17 protein-coding genes are annotated in these 17,429 nt (G+C 61.9%); 8 read left to right on the forward strand and 9 right to left on the reverse strand.

The window, feature by feature from the left end:
• The first annotated feature begins 25 nt into the window (after positions 1–25).
• Positions 26–982 (forward strand): lysylphosphatidylglycerol synthase transmembrane domain-containing protein, encoded by a 957-nt coding sequence (locus tag AFIDRAFT_RS00775; protein ID WP_009337031.1) that lies wholly within the window; start codon positions 26–28, stop codon positions 980–982.
• A gap of 12 nt (positions 983–994) precedes the next feature.
• Here the strand turns inward: AFIDRAFT_RS00775 and rfaE1 are convergent, their stop codons facing one another.
• Complete coding sequence (rfaE1, locus tag AFIDRAFT_RS00780) at positions 995–2,467, reverse strand: D-glycero-beta-D-manno-heptose-7-phosphate kinase (RefSeq protein WP_009337032.1); 1,473 nt, start codon at positions 2,465–2,467, stop codon at positions 995–997.
• 7 nt (positions 2,468–2,474) lie between these two features.
• Positions 2,475–3,455, reverse strand: coding sequence for an ADP-glyceromanno-heptose 6-epimerase (gene rfaD, locus AFIDRAFT_RS00785; RefSeq protein ID WP_009337033.1), 981 nt, complete (start codon positions 3,453–3,455; stop codon positions 2,475–2,477).
• Between the two features lie 203 nt (positions 3,456–3,658).
• Here rfaD and waaF point away from each other — a divergent pair, with 203 nt between their 5' ends.
• The 3 genes from waaF to AFIDRAFT_RS00800 all read left to right on the forward strand — a co-directional run bounded on the left by waaF (position 3,659) and on the right by AFIDRAFT_RS00800 (position 5,926).
• Positions 3,659–4,738, forward strand: coding sequence for a lipopolysaccharide heptosyltransferase II (waaF, locus tag AFIDRAFT_RS00790; RefSeq protein ID WP_009337034.1), 1,080 nt, complete (start codon positions 3,659–3,661; stop codon positions 4,736–4,738).
• A gap of 70 nt (positions 4,739–4,808) precedes the next feature.
• On the forward strand, positions 4,809–5,402 hold the full coding sequence (locus tag AFIDRAFT_RS00795; RefSeq protein ID WP_009337035.1) for a D-sedoheptulose 7-phosphate isomerase: 594 nt from the start codon (positions 4,809–4,811) through the stop codon (positions 5,400–5,402).
• On the forward strand, positions 5,399–5,926 hold the full coding sequence (locus AFIDRAFT_RS00800) for a D-glycero-alpha-D-manno-heptose-1,7-bisphosphate 7-phosphatase (protein WP_009337036.1): 528 nt from the start codon (positions 5,399–5,401) through the stop codon (positions 5,924–5,926). Before AFIDRAFT_RS00795 ends, AFIDRAFT_RS00800 begins: the two co-directional genes overlap by 4 nt.
• On the opposite strand, the gene waaC is transcribed toward AFIDRAFT_RS00800, so the two are convergent.
• Positions 5,923–6,882, reverse strand: a complete 960-nt coding sequence (waaC, locus tag AFIDRAFT_RS00805) for a lipopolysaccharide heptosyltransferase I (RefSeq protein WP_009337037.1) — start codon at positions 6,880–6,882, stop codon at positions 5,923–5,925. The two genes, AFIDRAFT_RS00800 and waaC, sit on opposite strands and share 4 nt — an antisense overlap.
• A gap of 182 nt (positions 6,883–7,064) precedes the next feature.
• Between waaC and galE the strand changes: the two genes are divergently transcribed.
• The 3 genes from galE to AFIDRAFT_RS00820 all read left to right on the forward strand — a co-directional run bounded on the left by galE (position 7,065) and on the right by AFIDRAFT_RS00820 (position 10,673).
• Entirely contained in the window at positions 7,065–8,078 is a 1,014-nt protein-coding gene (gene galE, locus AFIDRAFT_RS00810) for a UDP-glucose 4-epimerase GalE (RefSeq protein WP_040297948.1), read from the forward strand.
• A gap of 80 nt (positions 8,079–8,158) precedes the next feature.
• The gene (locus tag AFIDRAFT_RS00815) at positions 8,159–9,961 is read left to right on the forward strand and encodes an ABC transporter ATP-binding protein (RefSeq protein ID WP_040297949.1); all 1,803 of its coding nucleotides are present in this window, start codon (positions 8,159–8,161) and stop codon (positions 9,959–9,961) included.
• Positions 9,962–9,980: 19 nt separating this feature from the next.
• Positions 9,981–10,673: a fumarylacetoacetate hydrolase family protein gene (locus tag AFIDRAFT_RS00820; protein ID WP_009337040.1), complete on the forward strand. Its 693-nt coding sequence runs from the start codon at positions 9,981–9,983 to the stop codon at positions 10,671–10,673.
• 17 nt (positions 10,674–10,690) lie between these two features.
• Here AFIDRAFT_RS00820 and AFIDRAFT_RS00825 read toward each other — a convergent pair whose 3' ends face one another.
• Entirely contained in the window at positions 10,691–10,879 is a 189-nt protein-coding gene (locus AFIDRAFT_RS00825) for a hypothetical protein (protein WP_009337041.1), read from the reverse strand.
• Positions 10,880–10,989: 110 nt separating this feature from the next.
• Positions 10,990–11,439 carry a cupin domain-containing protein gene (locus tag AFIDRAFT_RS00830; RefSeq protein ID WP_009337042.1) on the reverse strand — a complete coding sequence of 150 codons (450 nt, stop codon included), beginning with the start codon at positions 11,437–11,439 and terminating at the stop codon, positions 10,990–10,992.
• A gap of 106 nt (positions 11,440–11,545) precedes the next feature.
• Between AFIDRAFT_RS00830 and AFIDRAFT_RS00835 the strand changes: the two genes are divergently transcribed.
• Entirely contained in the window at positions 11,546–11,743 is a 198-nt protein-coding gene (locus AFIDRAFT_RS00835) for a hypothetical protein (RefSeq protein WP_009337043.1), read from the forward strand.
• Between the two features lie 475 nt (positions 11,744–12,218).
• On the opposite strand, the gene AFIDRAFT_RS00840 is transcribed toward AFIDRAFT_RS00835, so the two are convergent.
• From AFIDRAFT_RS00840 to metK, 4 genes are all read right to left on the reverse strand, one after another.
• Positions 12,219–13,121 (reverse strand): DUF2971 domain-containing protein, encoded by a 903-nt coding sequence (locus AFIDRAFT_RS00840; protein WP_009337044.1) that lies wholly within the window; start codon positions 13,119–13,121, stop codon positions 12,219–12,221.
• 922 nt (positions 13,122–14,043) lie between these two features.
• Positions 14,044–14,253: a cold-shock protein gene (locus AFIDRAFT_RS00845; protein ID WP_009337045.1), complete on the reverse strand. Its 210-nt coding sequence runs from the start codon at positions 14,251–14,253 to the stop codon at positions 14,044–14,046.
• Positions 14,254–14,669: 416 nt separating this feature from the next.
• On the reverse strand, positions 14,670–16,082 hold the full coding sequence (ahcY, locus tag AFIDRAFT_RS00850) for an adenosylhomocysteinase (RefSeq protein WP_009337046.1): 1,413 nt from the start codon (positions 16,080–16,082) through the stop codon (positions 14,670–14,672).
• Positions 16,083–16,208: 126 nt separating this feature from the next.
• Positions 16,209–17,399 carry a methionine adenosyltransferase gene (metK, locus tag AFIDRAFT_RS00855; RefSeq protein ID WP_009337047.1) on the reverse strand — a complete coding sequence of 397 codons (1,191 nt, stop codon included), beginning with the start codon at positions 17,397–17,399 and terminating at the stop codon, positions 16,209–16,211.
• Between the last annotated feature and the right edge of the window lie 30 nt (positions 17,400–17,429).

Genomic DNA, 17,429 nt, shown 5'->3' on the forward strand with positions numbered 1-17,429 from the left:
CCTCACACGGCACAGACCGGCTCCGATGCGCCCCACCGTTTTCCTTCTCATCCGCATCCTGATGTCGGCCGGGTTATTGTACCTGTCGCTCCGCGGCATTCATTTCGACGCCCTCCGGGCACGCCTGGACCATTTCGGCTTCGGCTGGTTTGTGCTCGCCATTCTGGTCACCCTCTTCCAGATCGTCCTCAGCGCCGTCCGCTGGCGCGAAGTGACCAAGCGCTGCGACGCGCCGCTGGATGACGCCCGCGCGATCAAGTTCAACATGATCGGCACGTTCTTCAACCAGACCCTGCCCTCCTCGATCGGCGGCGACGCCATGCGGCTCTGGCTGCTCGGCCGCATCGCGGGCTGGCGCGAAGCGACCTATTCGGTGCTGGTGGACCGCGCCATCGGCCTGATCGCGCTTGCGGTCATCATCGTCTGCAGCCTGCCGTGGAGTTATCCGCTGATAACAAACCGGGAGGGGCAAGTGGCGCTCGTCGTCATTGGCTCGGCGGCACTCACGGCCAGCCTCGGTTTTCTCCTCGTCGGAGCACTCTCCTGGCCATGGCTGAAAGGCTGGTGGCCGCTGCGGCACGTCCACGCCTGCGGTGAGATCGCCAACAAAGTCCTGTTCAATGTCAAATCAGGCCTGACGGTAGCCGCGCTGTCGCTGGCGATCCATGTGCTCGCCGTCGTCATCGCCTGGTGCTGTGCGATGGCCATTCATGCGTCCGTGTCGTTCTGGCAGGTGTTTTTGCTGATCCCGCCGATCATGCTCATCACCATGCTGCCGATCTCGATCGCGGGATGGGGCGTGCGCGAGGCATCGATGACGGTGGCGTTCGGCTATGCGGGCCTGATGACCAGCGAAGGCACCGTGGTGTCGATCCTGTTCGGAATCGTTTATTTCATCGTCGGCGCAATGGGCGGGCTGATTTGGGTGTCGAGCCCGGAAAAGCACGACAAGGCAACAGCGGTCATACCCCGGCTCGATTAGAGCCGGACATCCTTATCCTTGATTGCTTCGCGCCCGGTTCACCAGCGATGTCGTGCTGTGGCCAGGAAGAATGTCGATCAGCACGACCTCGCCGCCATGCGCAGTGACGAACTCGTGCCCGACGACCTGCTCGCGGGTGTAGTCGCCACCCTTCACCAGCACGCTCGGCTTGACCTGACGGATCAATTCGAGCGGTGTGTCTTCTTCGAAGATCACGACGAGATCGACCGCCTCCAGCGCCGCCAGCACCTCGGCGCGGGCCAGCTCGGCCTGCACCGGACGGCTCTCGCCTTTCAGCCGACGCACCGAGTCATCGCTGTTGAGGCCGACCACAAGTCGATCACACGTTGCGCGCGCCTGCGTCAGCACCCGGACATGGCCCGGGTGCAGGATGTCGAAGCAGCCATTGGTGAAGCCGATCCGCAAGCCCTCCCGGCGCCAGTCATCAAGGCGCGCATCGATGTCCTTCCAGTTCGATACGATCTTCTCTTCCATCGTGAGGACCGCATGCGGCAGGATTTTCTTGCGCAGTTCGGCCTGGGTCACGCTCGCGGTGCCGCGCTTGCCGACAGCAACAGCCGCTGCCGCCGAAGCCGTGCGCACAGCATCTTCTTCCGCCGCACCGCTCGCGAGCGCCAGTGCCAGCGCCGCAGCTACCGTGTCGCCTGCGCCGGACACATCGCGCACCTTCACCGGATAGGCCGGCACATGCAGCACGTCGCCATTCTTCGCCACCAGCGTCATGCCGTTCTCGCTCTGCGTCACGAGCATCGCATCGCAGCCCGCGATCTCGATGGCGTCGCGCGCGGCAGTCCCGATTTCCTCCGGCGTACGGGCGCGGCTGCGGGTTGCCTCGGTGAATTCCTTGCGGTTCGGCGTCAGGATCGAGGCGCCGTGATAAACCGCGAAATTCAGGTTCTTCGGATCGACGATGGTGCGCTTGCTCATCTTGCGCGCGGTGTCGATGGTCTCGCGGATCACGCGATGGGTGAGCACGCCCTTGGCGTAATCGGACAGCAGCACGATGTCCGCGCGCGGCAACGCTTCCTTGATCGCGGCGATCAGCTTCGCCTCGGTCTGGGGCGACGCGGCCTGCGCCACTTCCCAGTCCGCACGCAGCATATGCGTGGCGTAATGCTCGGAGACGAAGCGCACCTTGCGCGTGGTCGGCCGCGACGGATCAACGACGAGATGCGCCTCAATGGCGGCATCCTTCGCCAGTTCGCTTTTCAGGGTCGCGCCCGCGGCATCCTCGCCGATCAGGCCGACGAAAATGCAGCGACCGCCGAGCGCTGCGATGTTGCGCGCGACGTTACCCGCGCCACCGATATTGAATTCGCTGCGCTGGGCCGCGATCACCGGCGCCGGCGCTTCGGGAGACACGCGCGAGACTTCGCCATAGACGAACTCGTCCAGCATCAGATCGCCGATGCACAAAACGGTCTGGCGCGACATCCGCTCCGACAGCGTATCGAAATCAATCATGAGTCACTCAACGATAGCGATCCGGACGATCGAGAAAATTTGTCACGTAAGAAGCAACCGAATCCTCGAGCGGCGTGAAGCCGCCATTATACCCGGCGCGGCGCAGGTGCTCGCCGTCGGCCTCGGTGAAATACTGGTAGCTGTTGCGGATCTGCTCGGGCATGTCGACATATTCAATGTTCTCTTTGGTGCCGAGCGCCGCATAGGCTGACACGATCAGATCGCGGAAGCTGCGCGCATGGCTGGTGCCGACATTGAAGATGCCGCTCACATTCGGGCTTTGCACCAGCCACATGACGACGCGCAGTACGTCGTCGATGTAAATAAAATCACGCCGCTGGTCGCCGTCGGCGATGCCGTCGCGATGCGACTTGAACAGCCGGATGGTCTTGCCCGCCTTGATGTCGTCGAAGGTCTTCGTGAGCACGCTCATCATCGCGCCCTTGTGATACTCGTTCGGGCCGAACACGTTGAAAAACTTCAAGCCCGCCCATTGCGGCGGCAGCTTCTCGCCTTTCGCCACCCGCGTCGCCACCGCGACGTCGAACAGATACTTGCTCCAGCCGTAGAGATTCATCGGCCGCAGCGCCTTCAGCGCATCGAGGCTGTTGTCGTCGCGGAAGCCCTGCTCGCCGTCGCCATAGGTCGCGGCCGAGGACGCATAGATGAAGGGTGTGGGGTTGGCAGTGCACCAGTCGAGCAGCCGCATCGACAGCCGATAATTGGTCTCGAACACATGGTCGCCGTCGGTCGCAGTGGTCGCGGAAATCGCGCCCATGTGGATGACGCCAGACAGCCTGCGCCCGCGCAGCCAGGCCATCAGCTCATCCGGTGGTACGATGTCGGCGATCTGCCGCTTGGCGAGGTTGCGCCATTTGCCCTCGTCGCCGAGATGGTCGGACACAACGACATCCGCATGACCCGCATCGTTCAGGGCCGCGACAATGTTGGAGCCGATAAACCCTGCGCCCCCGGTCACCAGAAACATCGAAACATCCCACTTTTTGCCAGTCTTGGCCGGGACCGCCTCGCCGCGTCCCTCGCCGGGAACAGGTCACGGTCCGCTCCGTCATATCCGACCGGCCGATCCGTCCCCCGGATAGCCTCATTCAGACAAAACGCTTCTAGACGGCCTTTCGGGAAAGCGATACCCCGATTGCCCATCCTTTGGCAGTCTCCTTAATTTGAGAAATGAATCATAATTCATCCATAGGGAATGTCCAACCGGACCCGAGCCAGACCGGCCCGATTCTGATTGTGCCGTATATGTGGATCGGCGATTTCGTCCGCGGGCATACCGCCGTCCGGCTGCTGAAAGAGCGCTGGCAGAACCGGCCGGTCGATCTTCTGAGCACGACATTATGCGCGCCGCTCGCGGACTACATGCCGGGGGTCCGGCAGGCGATCGTCTATGACCTACCGCGCGGCCGCATCGCCTTGGACAAGCAAAAGGCGCTGGCCGCGATCCTGCGCCAGCAAAACTACCAGACCGCGCTGATGATGCCGCGAACCTGGAAGTCGGCGCTGGCGCCGACGCTTGCCGGTATCCCGGAGCGCATCGGCTTTATCGGCGAAGCGCGGTTTGGCGTCGTCAACGATATGCGCCGGGGCGAACGCGCTCTGCCGCGCATGGTGGACAAGATGGCGGCGCTCACCCTGCCGCCCAATGCCGTGCACGAGGCGCGCGATTGGCCGATGCCGCAGCTTGAAGTGCCGCAAGCCGAGATCGCGGCATGGCGTGCGAAGAACGGTCTTGGTGATGGGCCTGCCATTGCGCTCGCGCCCGGCGCGGTCGGCCCTTCCAAGCGCTGGACTTATTACGCGGAAGCCGCGCGGCAGCTTGCCGAACGCGGCTTCGACATCTGGATCGTCGGCGGCCCCGGCGAGAAAGAACAGGCCACCGAGATTGCTGCCGCAGGAGGGCCGCGCGTGCGCGACCTGACCGGGACCGATTTGCGCAACGGCATCCTGGCGCTGGCGGCAGCGACGGAGGTCATCTCCAACGATTCCGGCCTGCTGCATGTCGCGGGCGCGATCGGCACACCGTCGATCGGCATTTTCGGCCCGACCAGCCCCTATCACTGGGCACCGCTGAACGGGCTCGCCGCCACCATGAAGCGGGCGACCAACCTGCCCTGCCAGCCCTGCCACAAGCCGGTCTGCACCGCGAACGACCACGCCTGCATGCGCGACATCACGGCCGCCGAGGTGGTGAACACCGCGCTGCGGGTGATCGCCGAGAAAACCCAAAACCGGCCGGTGTCCGGGTAGCCGCGCTCCGGCTTGCGCTGACCTCGCAGGCTGGCTACGACTGCCCCATCCTTTACCGACCAGGTGGCATGTGAGCGACAATCCGATTGCAGATCACTTCCAGAACTCGCTCGCGGGGCTGACGCGCGCCGTGCAAAGCGAGGCGCTGCAAGCGACCGTCAAAGCCATCGCCGACGCCATCGCGCAGGCCTTGCGCAATGGCAACAAGCTTCTCTTGATCGGCAATGGCGGCAGCGCCGCCGACGCCCAGCACATCGCCGCCGAGATCGTCGGCCGCTACAAGCTGGAGCGCCCGGCCTGGGCCGCCGTCGCGCTCACCACCGACACCTCGGCGCTCACCGCCATCGGCAACGATTACGGCATCGAGCAGATCTTCGCCCGTCAGGTGCAGGGGCTGGCGCGTCCGGGTGACGTGCTGATCGCACTCACCACCTCGGGCCGCTCGCCGAACATTCTCGCAGCGCTGCATGTCGCGCGCGGGATCGGCGTCACCACCGTCGGCTTCACCGGCACCAAGGGCGAAAGCATGCGGCCGCTCTGCGATCATCTGCTGGTCGCACCGAGCGACGACACGCCTGTGATCCAGCAGATCCACATGGTCGCCGCGCACGCGATCTGCGACGACGTCGAGCGCGCCGTGATGAACACGCCCGGCAAGGCATGAGCGAGACGACGCCCGAGCTTCGCCCGGCGGTGTTCCTCGACCGCGACGGCGTTCTCAATCACGACGACGGCTATATCGGCTCAACCGACCGCTTACGCTGGATGCCGAACGTGGCTGCGGCGATCCATCGCCTCAACGAGGCGGGCTATCTCGTCTTCATCGTCAGCAACCAGTCCGGCGTGGCACGCGGCCTGTTCACTGAAGAGGATGTCCGCGCGCTTCACCAATGGATGATCGAAGAATTGTCGCGCGACGGCGCACGCATCGACGACATCCGTTACTGCCCCTATCACGTCGATGGCACCGTTCCCGAATTCTGCGGCGACCATCCCTGGCGCAAGCCGAAGCCCGGCATGATCCTCGATCTGATGGTGCACTGGCCGGTCGATGCCGAGCGAAGTTTTGTGATCGGCGACAAGACGTCCGACATGGAGGCCGCGCAGGCGGCGAACATCGCGGGTTATCTGTTCAAGGCCGGCGATCTCGATGCGTTCGTCGCCGATGTTCTCGCGCAGCGCGCTTAAGCCTGCACGGACAACAGCCGGTTACTTTCCACCGCCGCGATTGCCTCACCGAACGCAGGCTGTGCGCCCTTGCCGCCCAGAATGACGATCGGCCCGCTGCCGACCGGCCCGGTCAAACCGGGATCTGTGGCCAGAAACACCGCGAGCAGCGGCACGCCATAGGCGGCGGCGAGATGCAGCAATCCCGTGTCCACGCCGACGACCAGCGCGGCATTGGCGATCACCTTCGCTGTCTCGTCCAGCGGCTGCCGGTCAAGAATACGGCTGCCCGGGATGCCGCCCGACAGACGCTGGCAGCGCAATCGCTCCCGCTCCGAGCCCCATGGCAGCACCACATCGAGCCCCTGCCCGCGCAGCCATTTGCCGAGGCCGATCCACTCACTCTCGCGCCATTCCTTGGTGGCTTTCGACGTGCCGTGAAGCAGCACCGCGTAACGCCCGTCTTTCCCCGCAGGCGGACGCTTGAGCCCGTAATCGGGCGCGCCTTCCGGCGCGTAACCAAGACTGAGACCCGTGAGAGTGCGATTGCGCACCACCGCATGCTGCGCGCGGGAGACGCTGTGCTTCACATCATAGAACAATGACGCCAGCGGCTCGCGGATGCTGGACCAGTCGTAGCCGTGACGCTTGCCGGGCGAAGCGCGCGCGATCAGGCCCGAGCGGATCAGGCCTTGCGTGTCGATCACCATTTCCGGCGAGGCATCGCGCAACCGCATCCTGAAATCGCCGATCTCCTCCCACGTCCCGGACGAGAACAGTTGCGAGCGCCAGCGCCGTGTCGCGACGGCAATGACGTCGGCCACACCGCGATGCAGCCGCGCGAGCGGCGCAAAGGATTCCTCGACGACCCACACAAGTCTCACATCGGGACGGTTCCTCCGTGCATCCGTCATCGCCGGCATCTGGTGCACGACATCGCCAAGCGAGGAGGTTTTCACGACAAGAACAGTTGTCATCGAACGGGCATGGTTTCGAATAATGGCCTTACGGTTTGGAAACCATAAAGCAGTTTCCCGGAGGAAAAGCCACGAAATCGGCCATCAAAGCCGCAGGTTTAATACTTCCATTCCCCGGTTGCGCGACACCATAGGTGTCGACAGAAGGCCGTCGCGACGTGCGGCCAATGATGGAAGCGCTTATGACCGTTCTCGTCACCGGCGGTGCCGGTTACATCGGCAGCCACACCGTTCTCGCTCTGGTCGAATCCGGCGCGAGCGTGGTGGTGATCGACAACCTTTCCACCGGCTTCTCGACCGCGCTGCCGGAAGGCGTGCCGCTGTTCATCGGCGATGCGGCCGACGAGAACCTCGTGGAAGGCGTGATCGCCGCGCACGGCATCACATCCATCATCCATTTCGCCGGCTCGGTGGTGGTGCCGGACTCGATGCGCGATCCGCTCGCCTACTACCGCAACAACACCATGACCACGCGCAACCTGCTCAATGCCGCGATCAAGGGTCAGGTAAAGAATTTCATCTTCTCATCGACCGCCGCCGTCTACGGCAATCCCGAGCAGATGCCGGTGCCGGAGATCGCGCCGACGCGGCCGCTGTCTCCCTACGGCTCCTCGAAGCTGATGACCGAGATCATGCTGCACGACGTGGCGACCGCGCACGACCTGAATTATGTCGTGCTGCGTTACTTCAACGTCGCGGGCGCCGACCCGCAGGCCCGCATCGGATTACAGACCGCCGGGGCGACGCATCTGCTCAAGATCGCGGTCGAGGCCGCCACCGGCCAGCGCGCCAAGATCGACGTGTTCGGCACCGACTACCCGACGCCGGACGGAAGCTGCATCCGCGATTTCATCCACGTCAGCGATCTCGCGCAGGCGCATCTCGCCGCATTGTCCTACCTCGCCCAGGGCGGTGAGTCGGTGACGCTGAATTGCGGATATGGCCGTGGCTATTCCGTGCTGGAAACCATCGAGGCCGTCCGCCGCGTATCCGGCCGCAACTTCGCGGTCCAGATGAGCCCGCGACGCCCCGGCGACATCATGACCATGATCGCCGATACCACCCGGATCAACGCGATGCTCGACTGGACGCCGCGCTACGACGACCTCGACACCATTGCCGCCCATGCCCTCGCCTGGGAGGAAAAGCTGCTTCAGGACCGCCTCGCCAACCGGCAGGAAGCGGTTCCGGCTTAAGTTTCAAGCCTTGTTTTGGCTTGAAAACCCCCGCCATTGCGGGCAATGAGGCGCATGTTTCATTGCAGCGCGGCATGGGAATGAGCAAGGTTCCCCGCAAAATCACCGATGACCCCTATGGCGCAGCCGAGCTGATCAAGCGGCTGGTGGCCGAACAGGGCCTCGCCTATTGGCGGCGCTACGCGGTCGCCTTCGGCATGATGGGATTGTCCGCGGCTGCGACCGCGGGCTCGGCCTATCTGCTCGGACAGGTCATCAACCAGGCCTACGTCAACCGCAGCATCTCGGGCATCGTCACCTTGTCCGCGATCATCATTGCGCTGTTCACGATCAAGGGTGCCGCGACCTACGGGCAGGCCGTGATCATGTCGCGGATCAGCAACGCCATTCTCGCCAACAACCAGCGCAGGCTGTTCGCCAAGCTGATGCGCGAGAATCTGACATTCTATTCGGAACGTCACTCCTCCGAATTCCTCGCCCGTCTCTCGGCCGGCGCATCCGCCGTCACGCAGGTGCTGGCGCTGCTCGTCACCTCGCTCGGGCGCGACTTCCTGTCATTAATCGGTCTCCTGGTGGTGATGATCGTGCAGGACCCGATCATGTCGCTGTTGAGCTTCGTGGTCGCGCCGCCTGCGTTCCTGTTCATCCGCAAGCTCGTCAAGCGCATCCGCCATCTCGCGCACGACCAGTTCACCGGCACCACGGACATCATGGAGACGGTGCAGGAATCGCTGCAGGGCATCCGCACCGTGAAGGCCTTCACGCTCGAGGAAGCGATGCAGGCCCGCATCAACAAGAGCATCGCCGACGTCGAAAGCTATTCCAACAAGATGGCGCGCGTCTCCAATCGTTCTGGTCCGCTGATGGAAATGCTGGGCGGCGTCGCCATCGCGGGCGCGCTGATGTATGGCGGCTACCGCGTGATCGCGACCAACGCTGCCCCCGGTCAGTTCGTCTCCTTCATTACCGCCTTCCTGCTGGCCTATGAGCCTGCCAAGCGGCTCGCGCGCCTCAACATCGACCTCAACGGGCTCCTGATCGGTGCACGCAAACTGCTCGAAATCATCGACAGCCCCGCCTCGGAGCCGAGCGACGACAACAAGCCGCCGCTGCAACTCACGCAAGGCCGCGTCGAACTGCGCGACGTGACCTTCTCGTATCGCCCCGACGAACCGGTGCTGAAGCGAATGAGTTTCGTCGCGGAGCCCGGCCAGACCACGGCGCTGGTCGGCCCTTCGGGCGGCGGCAAGTCTACGGTGCTGGCGCTGCTGCTGCGGCTCTACGAAGTGGATCGCGGCGCCATCGTGATCGACAACCAGATCATCTCCGACTGCTCACGCACATCGCTGCGCCAGCAGACCGCCTATGTCGGCCAGGACGTCTACCTGTTCCGTGGCAGCGTCCGCGAGAACATCGCCTTCGGCCGTATCGGCGTGACCGAGGATGAGATCATCGCCGCCGCAAAGGCCGCATTCGCGCACGATTTCATCATGAGCTTCCCGCAGGGCTACGACACGCCGGTCGGCGAGCACGGCACTCAACTGTCGGGCGGCCAGCGCCAGCGCATCGCCATCGCCCGCGCATTGGTGAAGGACGCGCCGATCATCCTGCTGGACGAAGCCACCGCCGCGCTGGATTCGGAATCGGAAAAATACGTGCAGGAGGCGATCGCGCATCTGTGCCAGGGCCGCACCACCATCGTCATCGCGCATCGCCTTCACACCATCATGCATGCCGACCGCATCCTCGTGATCGAGGGCGGCGAGATCGTCGAGACCGGCCAGCATGACGACCTGCTGCGCGCCGGAGGACGCTACGCCTCGTTCTTCCGCCTTCAGCAACGCGAAGAAGACAACGTCACGCCACTTGCCGCCAACGCCTAGATTTTTCGAGAGACATCCCATGAGCCTGCCCGAGACCGTGATCCCCGCGCTTGACTATCCGATGCTGCCGGTCGCCGGCACGGCGAAAAAATTCCCGGTGCGGCGGATCTGGTGCGTCGGGCGCAATTTCCTCGAGCACATCCGCGAACTCGGCAATGACGAGCGAAACCCGCCCTTCTTCTTCGCCAAGCATGCCGACATGATCGTGCCGAGCGGCGCGACCATTCCCTTCCCCGGCCTCACCAAGGACTGCCAGCACGAGGTCGAGATGATCGTCGCGCTGAAATCCGGCGGCGCCAATATCTCGCCTGAGACCGCGCTCGATCACGTCTACGGCTACGGCGTCTCCATCGATCTCACCCGCCGCGATTTGCAGATGGCCTCGCGCAAGAAGGAGCAGCCCTGGGAGATCGGCAAATCGTTCGACAACTCCGCACCCTGCGGACCCTTGCGCGCGGCCTCCGAGATCGGCCATCCCGCGAAGGGCAAAATCTGGCTCAACGTCAACGGCAAGGAACGCCAGATCGGCGACCTCAACCAAATGATCTGGAACGTGCCGGAAATCATCGCGCGGCTGTCGCTGCAGGTGACGCTTGGCGCGGGCGACATCATCATGACCGGCACGCCGAAGGGCGTGGCCGCGATCGCGCCGGGCGACCGCATCGAATGCGGCGTCGAAGGGCTGGAGCCGTTGTCGGTCAATATCGCCTGAGGCCAAGCGCGCGCCGCTCACCAGTGAACGTGCTGGCTCGGCACGATAAAGGACGTTTGCGTCGGGGCGATCTCGGGGCGGGTGAAATAGTAATAGCCCGCCAGCATCACGGCGAGCAGCACGACGATGCTGCCGATATCGATGAGGCGTCTGGCACGCCAGCCCGAGTCGCTTTCGCGAGGGTCTCGGAATGGTTCGATCCGCATCGCTCAGCACTCCTAAGGGGGCTGTAAATCAATGCGATGCTACACCCGCAGTTCCATGTGCGTCCGCAGCAAAATGCAAGGCTGACAGGGGTTTTTTGGACCGCCCTGGCTTAATGGGCGTCGCGCAACACGGTGTTGGCCTTGCCCTTCTCCACCATGTCGATGACGAGCAGCTTCACGACATCCTTGCCGGTGTTGGTGCCGAAGTGCCACTGGCCGACCGCCTCGACGATGAAATCGCCGGGCTTGAAATCCTCGCTCTTGCCGGTGTCGTTGTTGGTGACGCGAAGATGGCCCGCCTGCACGTAGGCGTAACGCGGAAACGGATGCTTGTGCACCGGCAGCACCGCACCGGGCGCGATCTCGTAACTGGAGACGACGACCTGCGCATCCTTTTGCGGCAGCACGATCGGCTGGCCGCTCGATGTCGCCGTGGCCGACGCCACCGGGCGGACGACGACAGGCTTCGCCGTTGTCTCGACGCGCGGGCTTTCGGCACTGCACGGCGACGCGGCAAACGCCACGGCGGCGACAACGGCAATCGATGCAATGTGCTTCATCGGCAATCTCCGGTTTGCGCCAGTCTAGGCGAAAGCCGTTAACGGATACCGCAGCACGCCGCGCCCCCTGTCCCGTTTGCGCCAAAACACCCTCCGTCGAGCCATCATGCGTGCGCCAGCCGCCCTGTTCTTTGAGACGCGGGCGCGTCTGAACGCTTCAACTGCGATCACCCTCAAACGAGGGCGCGCGGAACGCCGGATGCGCGCACGCATCCGCAGCCTCATGCGCGATAAAAACAAGCGCACGAGTAGAGTCACCACGGGCACGCCGCATCATCCGGCGTTCCGCACGCAATGGTTTTAACGGCTTGCTCCGCGAAAACCCCCGGTGACCGGCCCTTCGGTCCATCACCGCTGGAGGGGACTGCGCCGCTCTTCCTCTTGCGAGGAGAGAGAGTTGGCGCTGCCCCATGGCGCAAGGCGATGCGCCGGGATATCGCGACTTGGGCCGTCCGCTCACGGTGCGGCCGTCAGCCCGGGCAATAAAAAAGGCCCGGAGCTTTTTAAAGCACCGCGCCCGATCAATCGCCCGCGCATCGAACACCGTGCGCAGCCACCGCATCCCGCCCCGCGCATCGTGACGATCGCGAAACGCCCCTCAAACTAGGGACGGGACAGACACATCATAAGCGAGGTTTGGAGGGTGGGGATAACGATGCTCGGATTTTTTACGTCACCCCGCCGCCACCGAGTTCAAGGCGCAGCAACGGCGGCAAGCCGCGACAGGGAGAGGAAAGATAATGGTAGTGGGAATATTTCCAGAAGAACGATGAAAGCGGCTAAATAAATTTATCAAACTCTAACGCAAATTCTCGCTCAGCCTTTCTAGCTTGAAATACGCTCAAAGCTGGATTGATGGCTTTAGCAACTGACACCAGTTCCTCGCGGTCAGCTTCCGAACTGCGACAACCAAAATAAATGCCCGTCAATTCCGGAGGATTAAAAGGATTAAACTGAACTTCAGCATTGTCGGACGGCAAGTAAATTCGCCATTCATTTTCATACTGCCAGGCAGTCGCTTTATAGAAAATGGTCCTTTCCACAATTATTTCGTTCTGAAGATTTGCTTTGCCCGTTATCAAATCACGCAGCTCTTTTTCTTCGACAAAGCGCGGCATTTTATCAACATAGACAACCGGCCGAGCAACTGACCAAGAGCTATCTGTCTCTTCTAAGCAAGCTAAACGCAAAACCACTCCCCGATGATGATCCGCATAATGCGACCACATGAGAATGCTGTCGTTTATCGACGAAAGGCAAAGCACTTTGTACTTCGCAAAGTGCGCACGTAGGTCCTTGTGCATGACAGTGATATCTTTAGGAATATTCTGAATTGTTAATCGCAGACCATCCTCGATGAAACTGTCCAAAACAGTCGATGGTATTCGTGAAGCAGCCGCACGCAACCTCGACAAAACTGCTCCTAAACCAATACCGGGATCGAATTTTTGCTCCCCTAACAGTATCTTTTTGAAATCTGCCCTGCACGCCTCGACAAGGGCATCTTCATTAAACTCCAAATGAAGATCGAACTGCATATCGAATGGGTCATTAAATGCAGATGCAGGCGACCACTTCAACTTACGGCTCTGCAAAATCGCTCGAGCTCCGCGGATGTCGGTATATTTGAAGAAATAACCCCTGTCATGACGCCAATGTGCTGGTCGCGCGTGCAATGCCATTGAGGACTCAATCGAATAGTTGAACCGGTTTACCGTAGATACAATTTCACATGCGCGCTGGTGACGACGAATCGCACACAAAAAGATTCGTTTTCATCTTTACCGACAGATTCAGCATCGGGAGCAAAACAGACCTGTGGATTACATCAGCATTAAGCCATTGATTCAGAAAGAGATGCGGTTAATTACCCGCACCTGTCATGTGAATAAGTAAGTTGGTGCGTTGCAAGACCTCCGAAAGAAGCAGATAGATTCTCAATCCCCCCGCAGCTCTCAAATTTCAATGGAGAGCTACGTTATGTCCGAACGACCAAAGCTAGAAGTCGCTATCTGGGGTATCAGCATCAATGCGGAAGGGATCGCAGCAATAGCCGCAGCTTTTCTAATTGTGATGGTTATTTTGGCACTCTATCGGTTTTAATAATAGCTATCGCGAGCTTGGCCACGTCACTTCACTTCTCAATACCCCACCCTCGGAAACCACGTCTCCCCTCTCCCCTCCGGCATCATGTCTCGCCAATTCCATAACGGATCGGCCATGTCACCGGCGCGGTGGTGTTGCTTCCGCGCTGGTGGCGCGCAAACAAAAAGCCCCGGATCGCTCCGGGGCTTTTTGTTTCTCGCGATATCATTCCGGGATACGCGTTCTTCAAGCGCAGACCCGGAATCTCGAACTGCGGGATTCCGGGTTCGCTCGCTTCGCGAGCGCCCCGGAATGACGGGCACGACCTCCACTACCCACACAGCAAAAAGCCCCGTCATTTCTGACGAGGCCCCTGAACGTCTGCGTTTCAGTACATCCGTGAAACGAGGCGTGAAACTCTAAGCGCGTCCCGGTACATCCGCGGTGACGGCGCTTTTGAATCCCTGCATGGCGCCCACGTCATTCTTTGCGAATGACGGCAGGCGGCCGATGATTTGCTTAGAGAAGCTGGAGGTTTTCCGCGCTGGTCTTGCCGCGCATCTTGTCCGTCTTGGCTTCGAACTCAACCTTCTGCCCTTCGGCGAGGTTGGAAAGGCCTGCACGCTCGACTGCGCTGATGTGAACGAACACATCGGTGCCGCCGTCGGTCGGGGCGATGAATCCAAAACCCTTCTGGCTGTTAAACCACTTCACTGTACCTTGAGCCATTTGTCTCTGTCTTTCCTAAAGAAGCGCCAGGGCGCATTTCGCGCACCATTGCGCGAAGCATCCAATTTTCAGCATCGTCTTTGGGAAAGGAGCCTGGCGGCGCGTTAACAAAAGAAGGGCCAGCAATCGAATATAGCGATACGTAGCACGCCCTTTGCCAAAGCCAAAGGACTCAATTGTGTTCATTGGGGGGCGATATACCGCTTCCGGGAGCGAAAACACCCCGCAAACCCGATGTTTCCTGAAGATGGTGCGGCAAATGAGCCGGGAATGGACAAAGCCCCGGATCGCTCCGGGGCTTTATGTTTCTTACGATGGCATTCCGGGATGCGAGCGCAGCGAGCGAACCCGGAATCCAGCAGCTCGGGATTCCGGGTCTGCGCGTGAAGAACGCGCATCCCGGAATGACCCAATCATCAGTACCGGTAGTGCGCGGCCTTGTACGGGCCTTCCTGCTTCACGCCGATATAATCGGCCTGATCCTTGCGCAGCTCGGTGAGCTTCACGCCGATCTTGGCAAGATGCAGGCGCGCGACCTTCTCGTCGAGCGACTTCGGCAGCACGTAGACTTCCTTCTTGTACTTGCCGTCCTTGTTGTTGGCGAACAGCTCGATCTGCGCCAGCGTCTGGTTGGTGAACGACGCCGACATCACGAACGACGGATGACCCATCGCGTTGCCGAGGTTCACGAGGCGGCCTTCCGACAGCAGGATGATGCGATGACCATCCGCGAAGGTGATCTCGTCCACCTGCGGCTTGATGTTGGTCCACTTCAGGTTCTTCAGGGTCGCGACCTGAATCTCGTTGTCGAAGTGGCCGATGTTGCAGACGATGGCGCGATCCTTCATCGCGCGCATATGGTCGAGCGTGATGATGTCCTTGTTGCCGGTCGCGGTCACGAAGATGTCGGCGCGCGGGGCGGCGTCTTCCATCGTCACGACTTCGTAGCCTTCCATCGATGCCTGCAGCGCGCAGATCGGATCGATCTCGGAGACCAGCACGCGGCAGCCGGCCTGGCGCAACGATGCAGCCGACCCCTTGCCGACGTCGCCGAAGCCCGCGACCATCGCGACCTTGCCCGACATCATCACGTCGGTGCCGCGGCGGATGCCGTCGACCAGCGATTCACGGCAACCATAAAGGTTGTCGAACTTCGACTTGGTGACCGAGTCGTTGACGTTGATGGCGGGCCACAGCAGCGTGCCGGCCTTCTGCATCTCGTACAGGCGATGCACGCCCGTGGTGGTCTCTTCCGACACGCCCTTGATGCTGTCGGCGATCGCCTTGAAGTAGCCCTTCGGCTTCTCCTTGAGCTGCTTCTTCAGGAGCGCGAAGAACACTTCCTCTTCCTCGGAGCCGGGCTTGTCGAGGAACGCGGTGTCGCCGTTCTCGGCGCGCAGGCCGAGATGGACGTACATGGTGGCGTCGCCGCCGTCATCGAGGATCATGTTGGGGTGGCCGCCGCCGTGCCAGTCGAACAGCTTGGCGGTGTAGTCCCAGTAATCCTTCAGCGTCTCGCCCTTCACCGCGAACACCGGAATGCCGGCTGCGGCAATCGCGGCGGCGGCATGGTCCTGCGTCGAATAGATGTTGCACGACACCCAGCGGATATCAGCGCCGAGCGCCTTCAGCGTCTCGATGAGAACGCCGGTCTGGATCGTCATGTGCAGCGAGCCCGCGATGCGCGCGCCCTTCAGCGGCTGCTTCGGGCCGTATTCCTCGCGCGTCGCCATCAGGCCCGGCATTTCGGTTTCGGCGAGCGACAATTCCTTGCGGCCGAAATCGGCAAGGCCGATGTCGGCGACGATGTAGTCGGTGGCGGTGGTCATGTTGAGTGTTCCTGTCTCTGGCATGTCATTCCGGGGCGTGAGCGCAGCGAGCAAACCCGGAATCTGGAAGTTCGGGATTCCGGGTCTGCGCGCTCGATGCGCGCATCCCGGAATGACTTGGTGAAATCAAACCGCCTTCTTCAGCGCCTCGGCGAGATCGGTCTTCTCCCAGGAGAAGCCGCCGTCCTTGTCCGGCGCGCGGCCGAAATGGCCGTAGGCCGCGGTGCGCGCGTAGATCGGCTTGTTGAGGTCGAGATGCTTGCGGATGCCGCGCGGCGTGAGATCCATCGACTGGGCCACCGCCTTCTCGAGCGTCTCCTCCGACACCTTTCCGGTGCCGTGGGTGTCGATGTAGATCGACAGCGGACGCGCGACGCCGATGGCGTAGGCGAGCTGCAGCGTGCACTTGTCGGCGAGGCCCGCCGCGACGACGTTCTTCGCAAGGTAGCGCGCAGCGTAAGCGGCCGAGCGGTCCACCTTGGTGGAGTCCTTGCCGGAGAACGCGCCGCCGCCGTGCGGAGCCGCGCCGCCGTAGGTGTCGACGATGATCTTGCGGCCGGTGAGGCCGGTGTCGCCGTCGGGGCCGCCGATGAAGAACTTGCCGGTCGGGTTGATGTGCCAGATGGTCTTGTCGTTGATCCAGCCTTCCGGCAGCGCCTTGCGGATGTAGGGCTCGACGCGCTCGCGCACTTGGCTAGAGGTCATGTCCTCGATCAGATGCTGATGCGAAACAACGATCTCGCGCACCGCGACCGGCTTGCCGTTCTCGTACTGCACGGTGACCTGGCTCTTGGAGTCGGGGCCGAGCACCTTCTCGGTGCCATTGTGGCGCGCTTCCGAAATCAGGCGCAGGATCTTGTGCGCATAGTGCAGCGGCGCCGGCATCAGTTCCGGCGTCTCATTGGTGGCATAACCGAACATGATGCCCTGGTCGCCCGCGCCCTCTTCACGATTGGTCGGCTGCTGGGCATCGACGCCCTGCGCGATGTCGGCGGACTGTTCGTGCAACAGCACTTCGATGTCGACGGTCTTCCAGTGGAAGCCGTCCTGCTCGTAGCCGATGTCCTTGATCGCGTCGCGGATGACCTGCTCAAGCTGTTCCTTTGGCACGCTCGGGCCGCGCGTCTCCCCCGCGATCACCACCTTGTTGGTGGTGGCGAGCGTTTCGCAGGCGGCGCGGATCTGCCACGGATCGAGACCCTGCTTGGGGCCTTCGCGGAAGAACAGATCGACGATTTCGTCCGAGATGCGGTCGCAGACCTTGTCCGGATGACCTTCGGAGACGGATTCAGAGGTGAACAGATAGGACGAACGCATCTTGTCTTCCTTCGATATTGGCTGGCGGTT

The organism is Afipia sp. 1NLS2 (assembly GCF_000178995.1).
In the GTDB taxonomy this organism is placed as follows: Bacteria; Pseudomonadota; Alphaproteobacteria; order Rhizobiales; family Xanthobacteraceae; genus Afipia.

What these genes read in the sequence shown, in the direction of transcription:
- AFIDRAFT_RS00775 (WP_009337031.1), top strand. Translation starts at nt 26, where the DNA reads ATGCGCCCCACCGTTTTCCTTCTCATCCGCATCCTGATGTCGGCCGGG.
- rfaE1 (WP_009337032.1), bottom strand. Translation starts at nt 2,467, where the DNA reads ATGATTGATTTCGATACGCTGTCGGAGCGGATGTCGCGCCAGACCGTT.
- rfaD (WP_009337033.1), bottom strand. Translation starts at nt 3,455, where the DNA reads ATGTTTCTGGTGACCGGGGGCGCAGGGTTTATCGGCTCCAACATTGTC.
- waaF (WP_009337034.1), top strand. Translation starts at nt 3,659, where the DNA reads ATGAATCATAATTCATCCATAGGGAATGTCCAACCGGACCCGAGCCAG.
- AFIDRAFT_RS00800 (WP_009337036.1), top strand. Translation starts at nt 5,399, where the DNA reads ATGAGCGAGACGACGCCCGAGCTTCGCCCGGCGGTGTTCCTCGACCGC.
- waaC (WP_009337037.1), bottom strand. Translation starts at nt 6,882, where the DNA reads ATGACAACTGTTCTTGTCGTGAAAACCTCCTCGCTTGGCGATGTCGTG.
- galE (WP_040297948.1), top strand. Translation starts at nt 7,065, where the DNA reads ATGACCGTTCTCGTCACCGGCGGTGCCGGTTACATCGGCAGCCACACC.
- AFIDRAFT_RS00815 (WP_040297949.1), top strand. Translation starts at nt 8,159, where the DNA reads ATGAGCAAGGTTCCCCGCAAAATCACCGATGACCCCTATGGCGCAGCC.
- AFIDRAFT_RS00820 (WP_009337040.1), top strand. Translation starts at nt 9,981, where the DNA reads ATGAGCCTGCCCGAGACCGTGATCCCCGCGCTTGACTATCCGATGCTG.
- AFIDRAFT_RS00825 (WP_009337041.1), bottom strand. Translation starts at nt 10,879, where the DNA reads ATGCGGATCGAACCATTCCGAGACCCTCGCGAAAGCGACTCGGGCTGG.
- AFIDRAFT_RS00830 (WP_009337042.1), bottom strand. Translation starts at nt 11,439, where the DNA reads ATGAAGCACATTGCATCGATTGCCGTTGTCGCCGCCGTGGCGTTTGCC.
- AFIDRAFT_RS00835 (WP_009337043.1), top strand. Translation starts at nt 11,546, where the DNA reads ATGCGTGCGCCAGCCGCCCTGTTCTTTGAGACGCGGGCGCGTCTGAAC.
- AFIDRAFT_RS00840 (WP_009337044.1), bottom strand. Translation starts at nt 13,121, where the DNA reads ATGGCATTGCACGCGCGACCAGCACATTGGCGTCATGACAGGGGTTAT.
- AFIDRAFT_RS00845 (WP_009337045.1), bottom strand. Translation starts at nt 14,253, where the DNA reads ATGGCTCAAGGTACAGTGAAGTGGTTTAACAGCCAGAAGGGTTTTGGA.
- ahcY (WP_009337046.1), bottom strand. Translation starts at nt 16,082, where the DNA reads ATGACCACCGCCACCGACTACATCGTCGCCGACATCGGCCTTGCCGAT.
- metK (WP_009337047.1), bottom strand. Translation starts at nt 17,399, where the DNA reads ATGCGTTCGTCCTATCTGTTCACCTCTGAATCCGTCTCCGAAGGTCAT.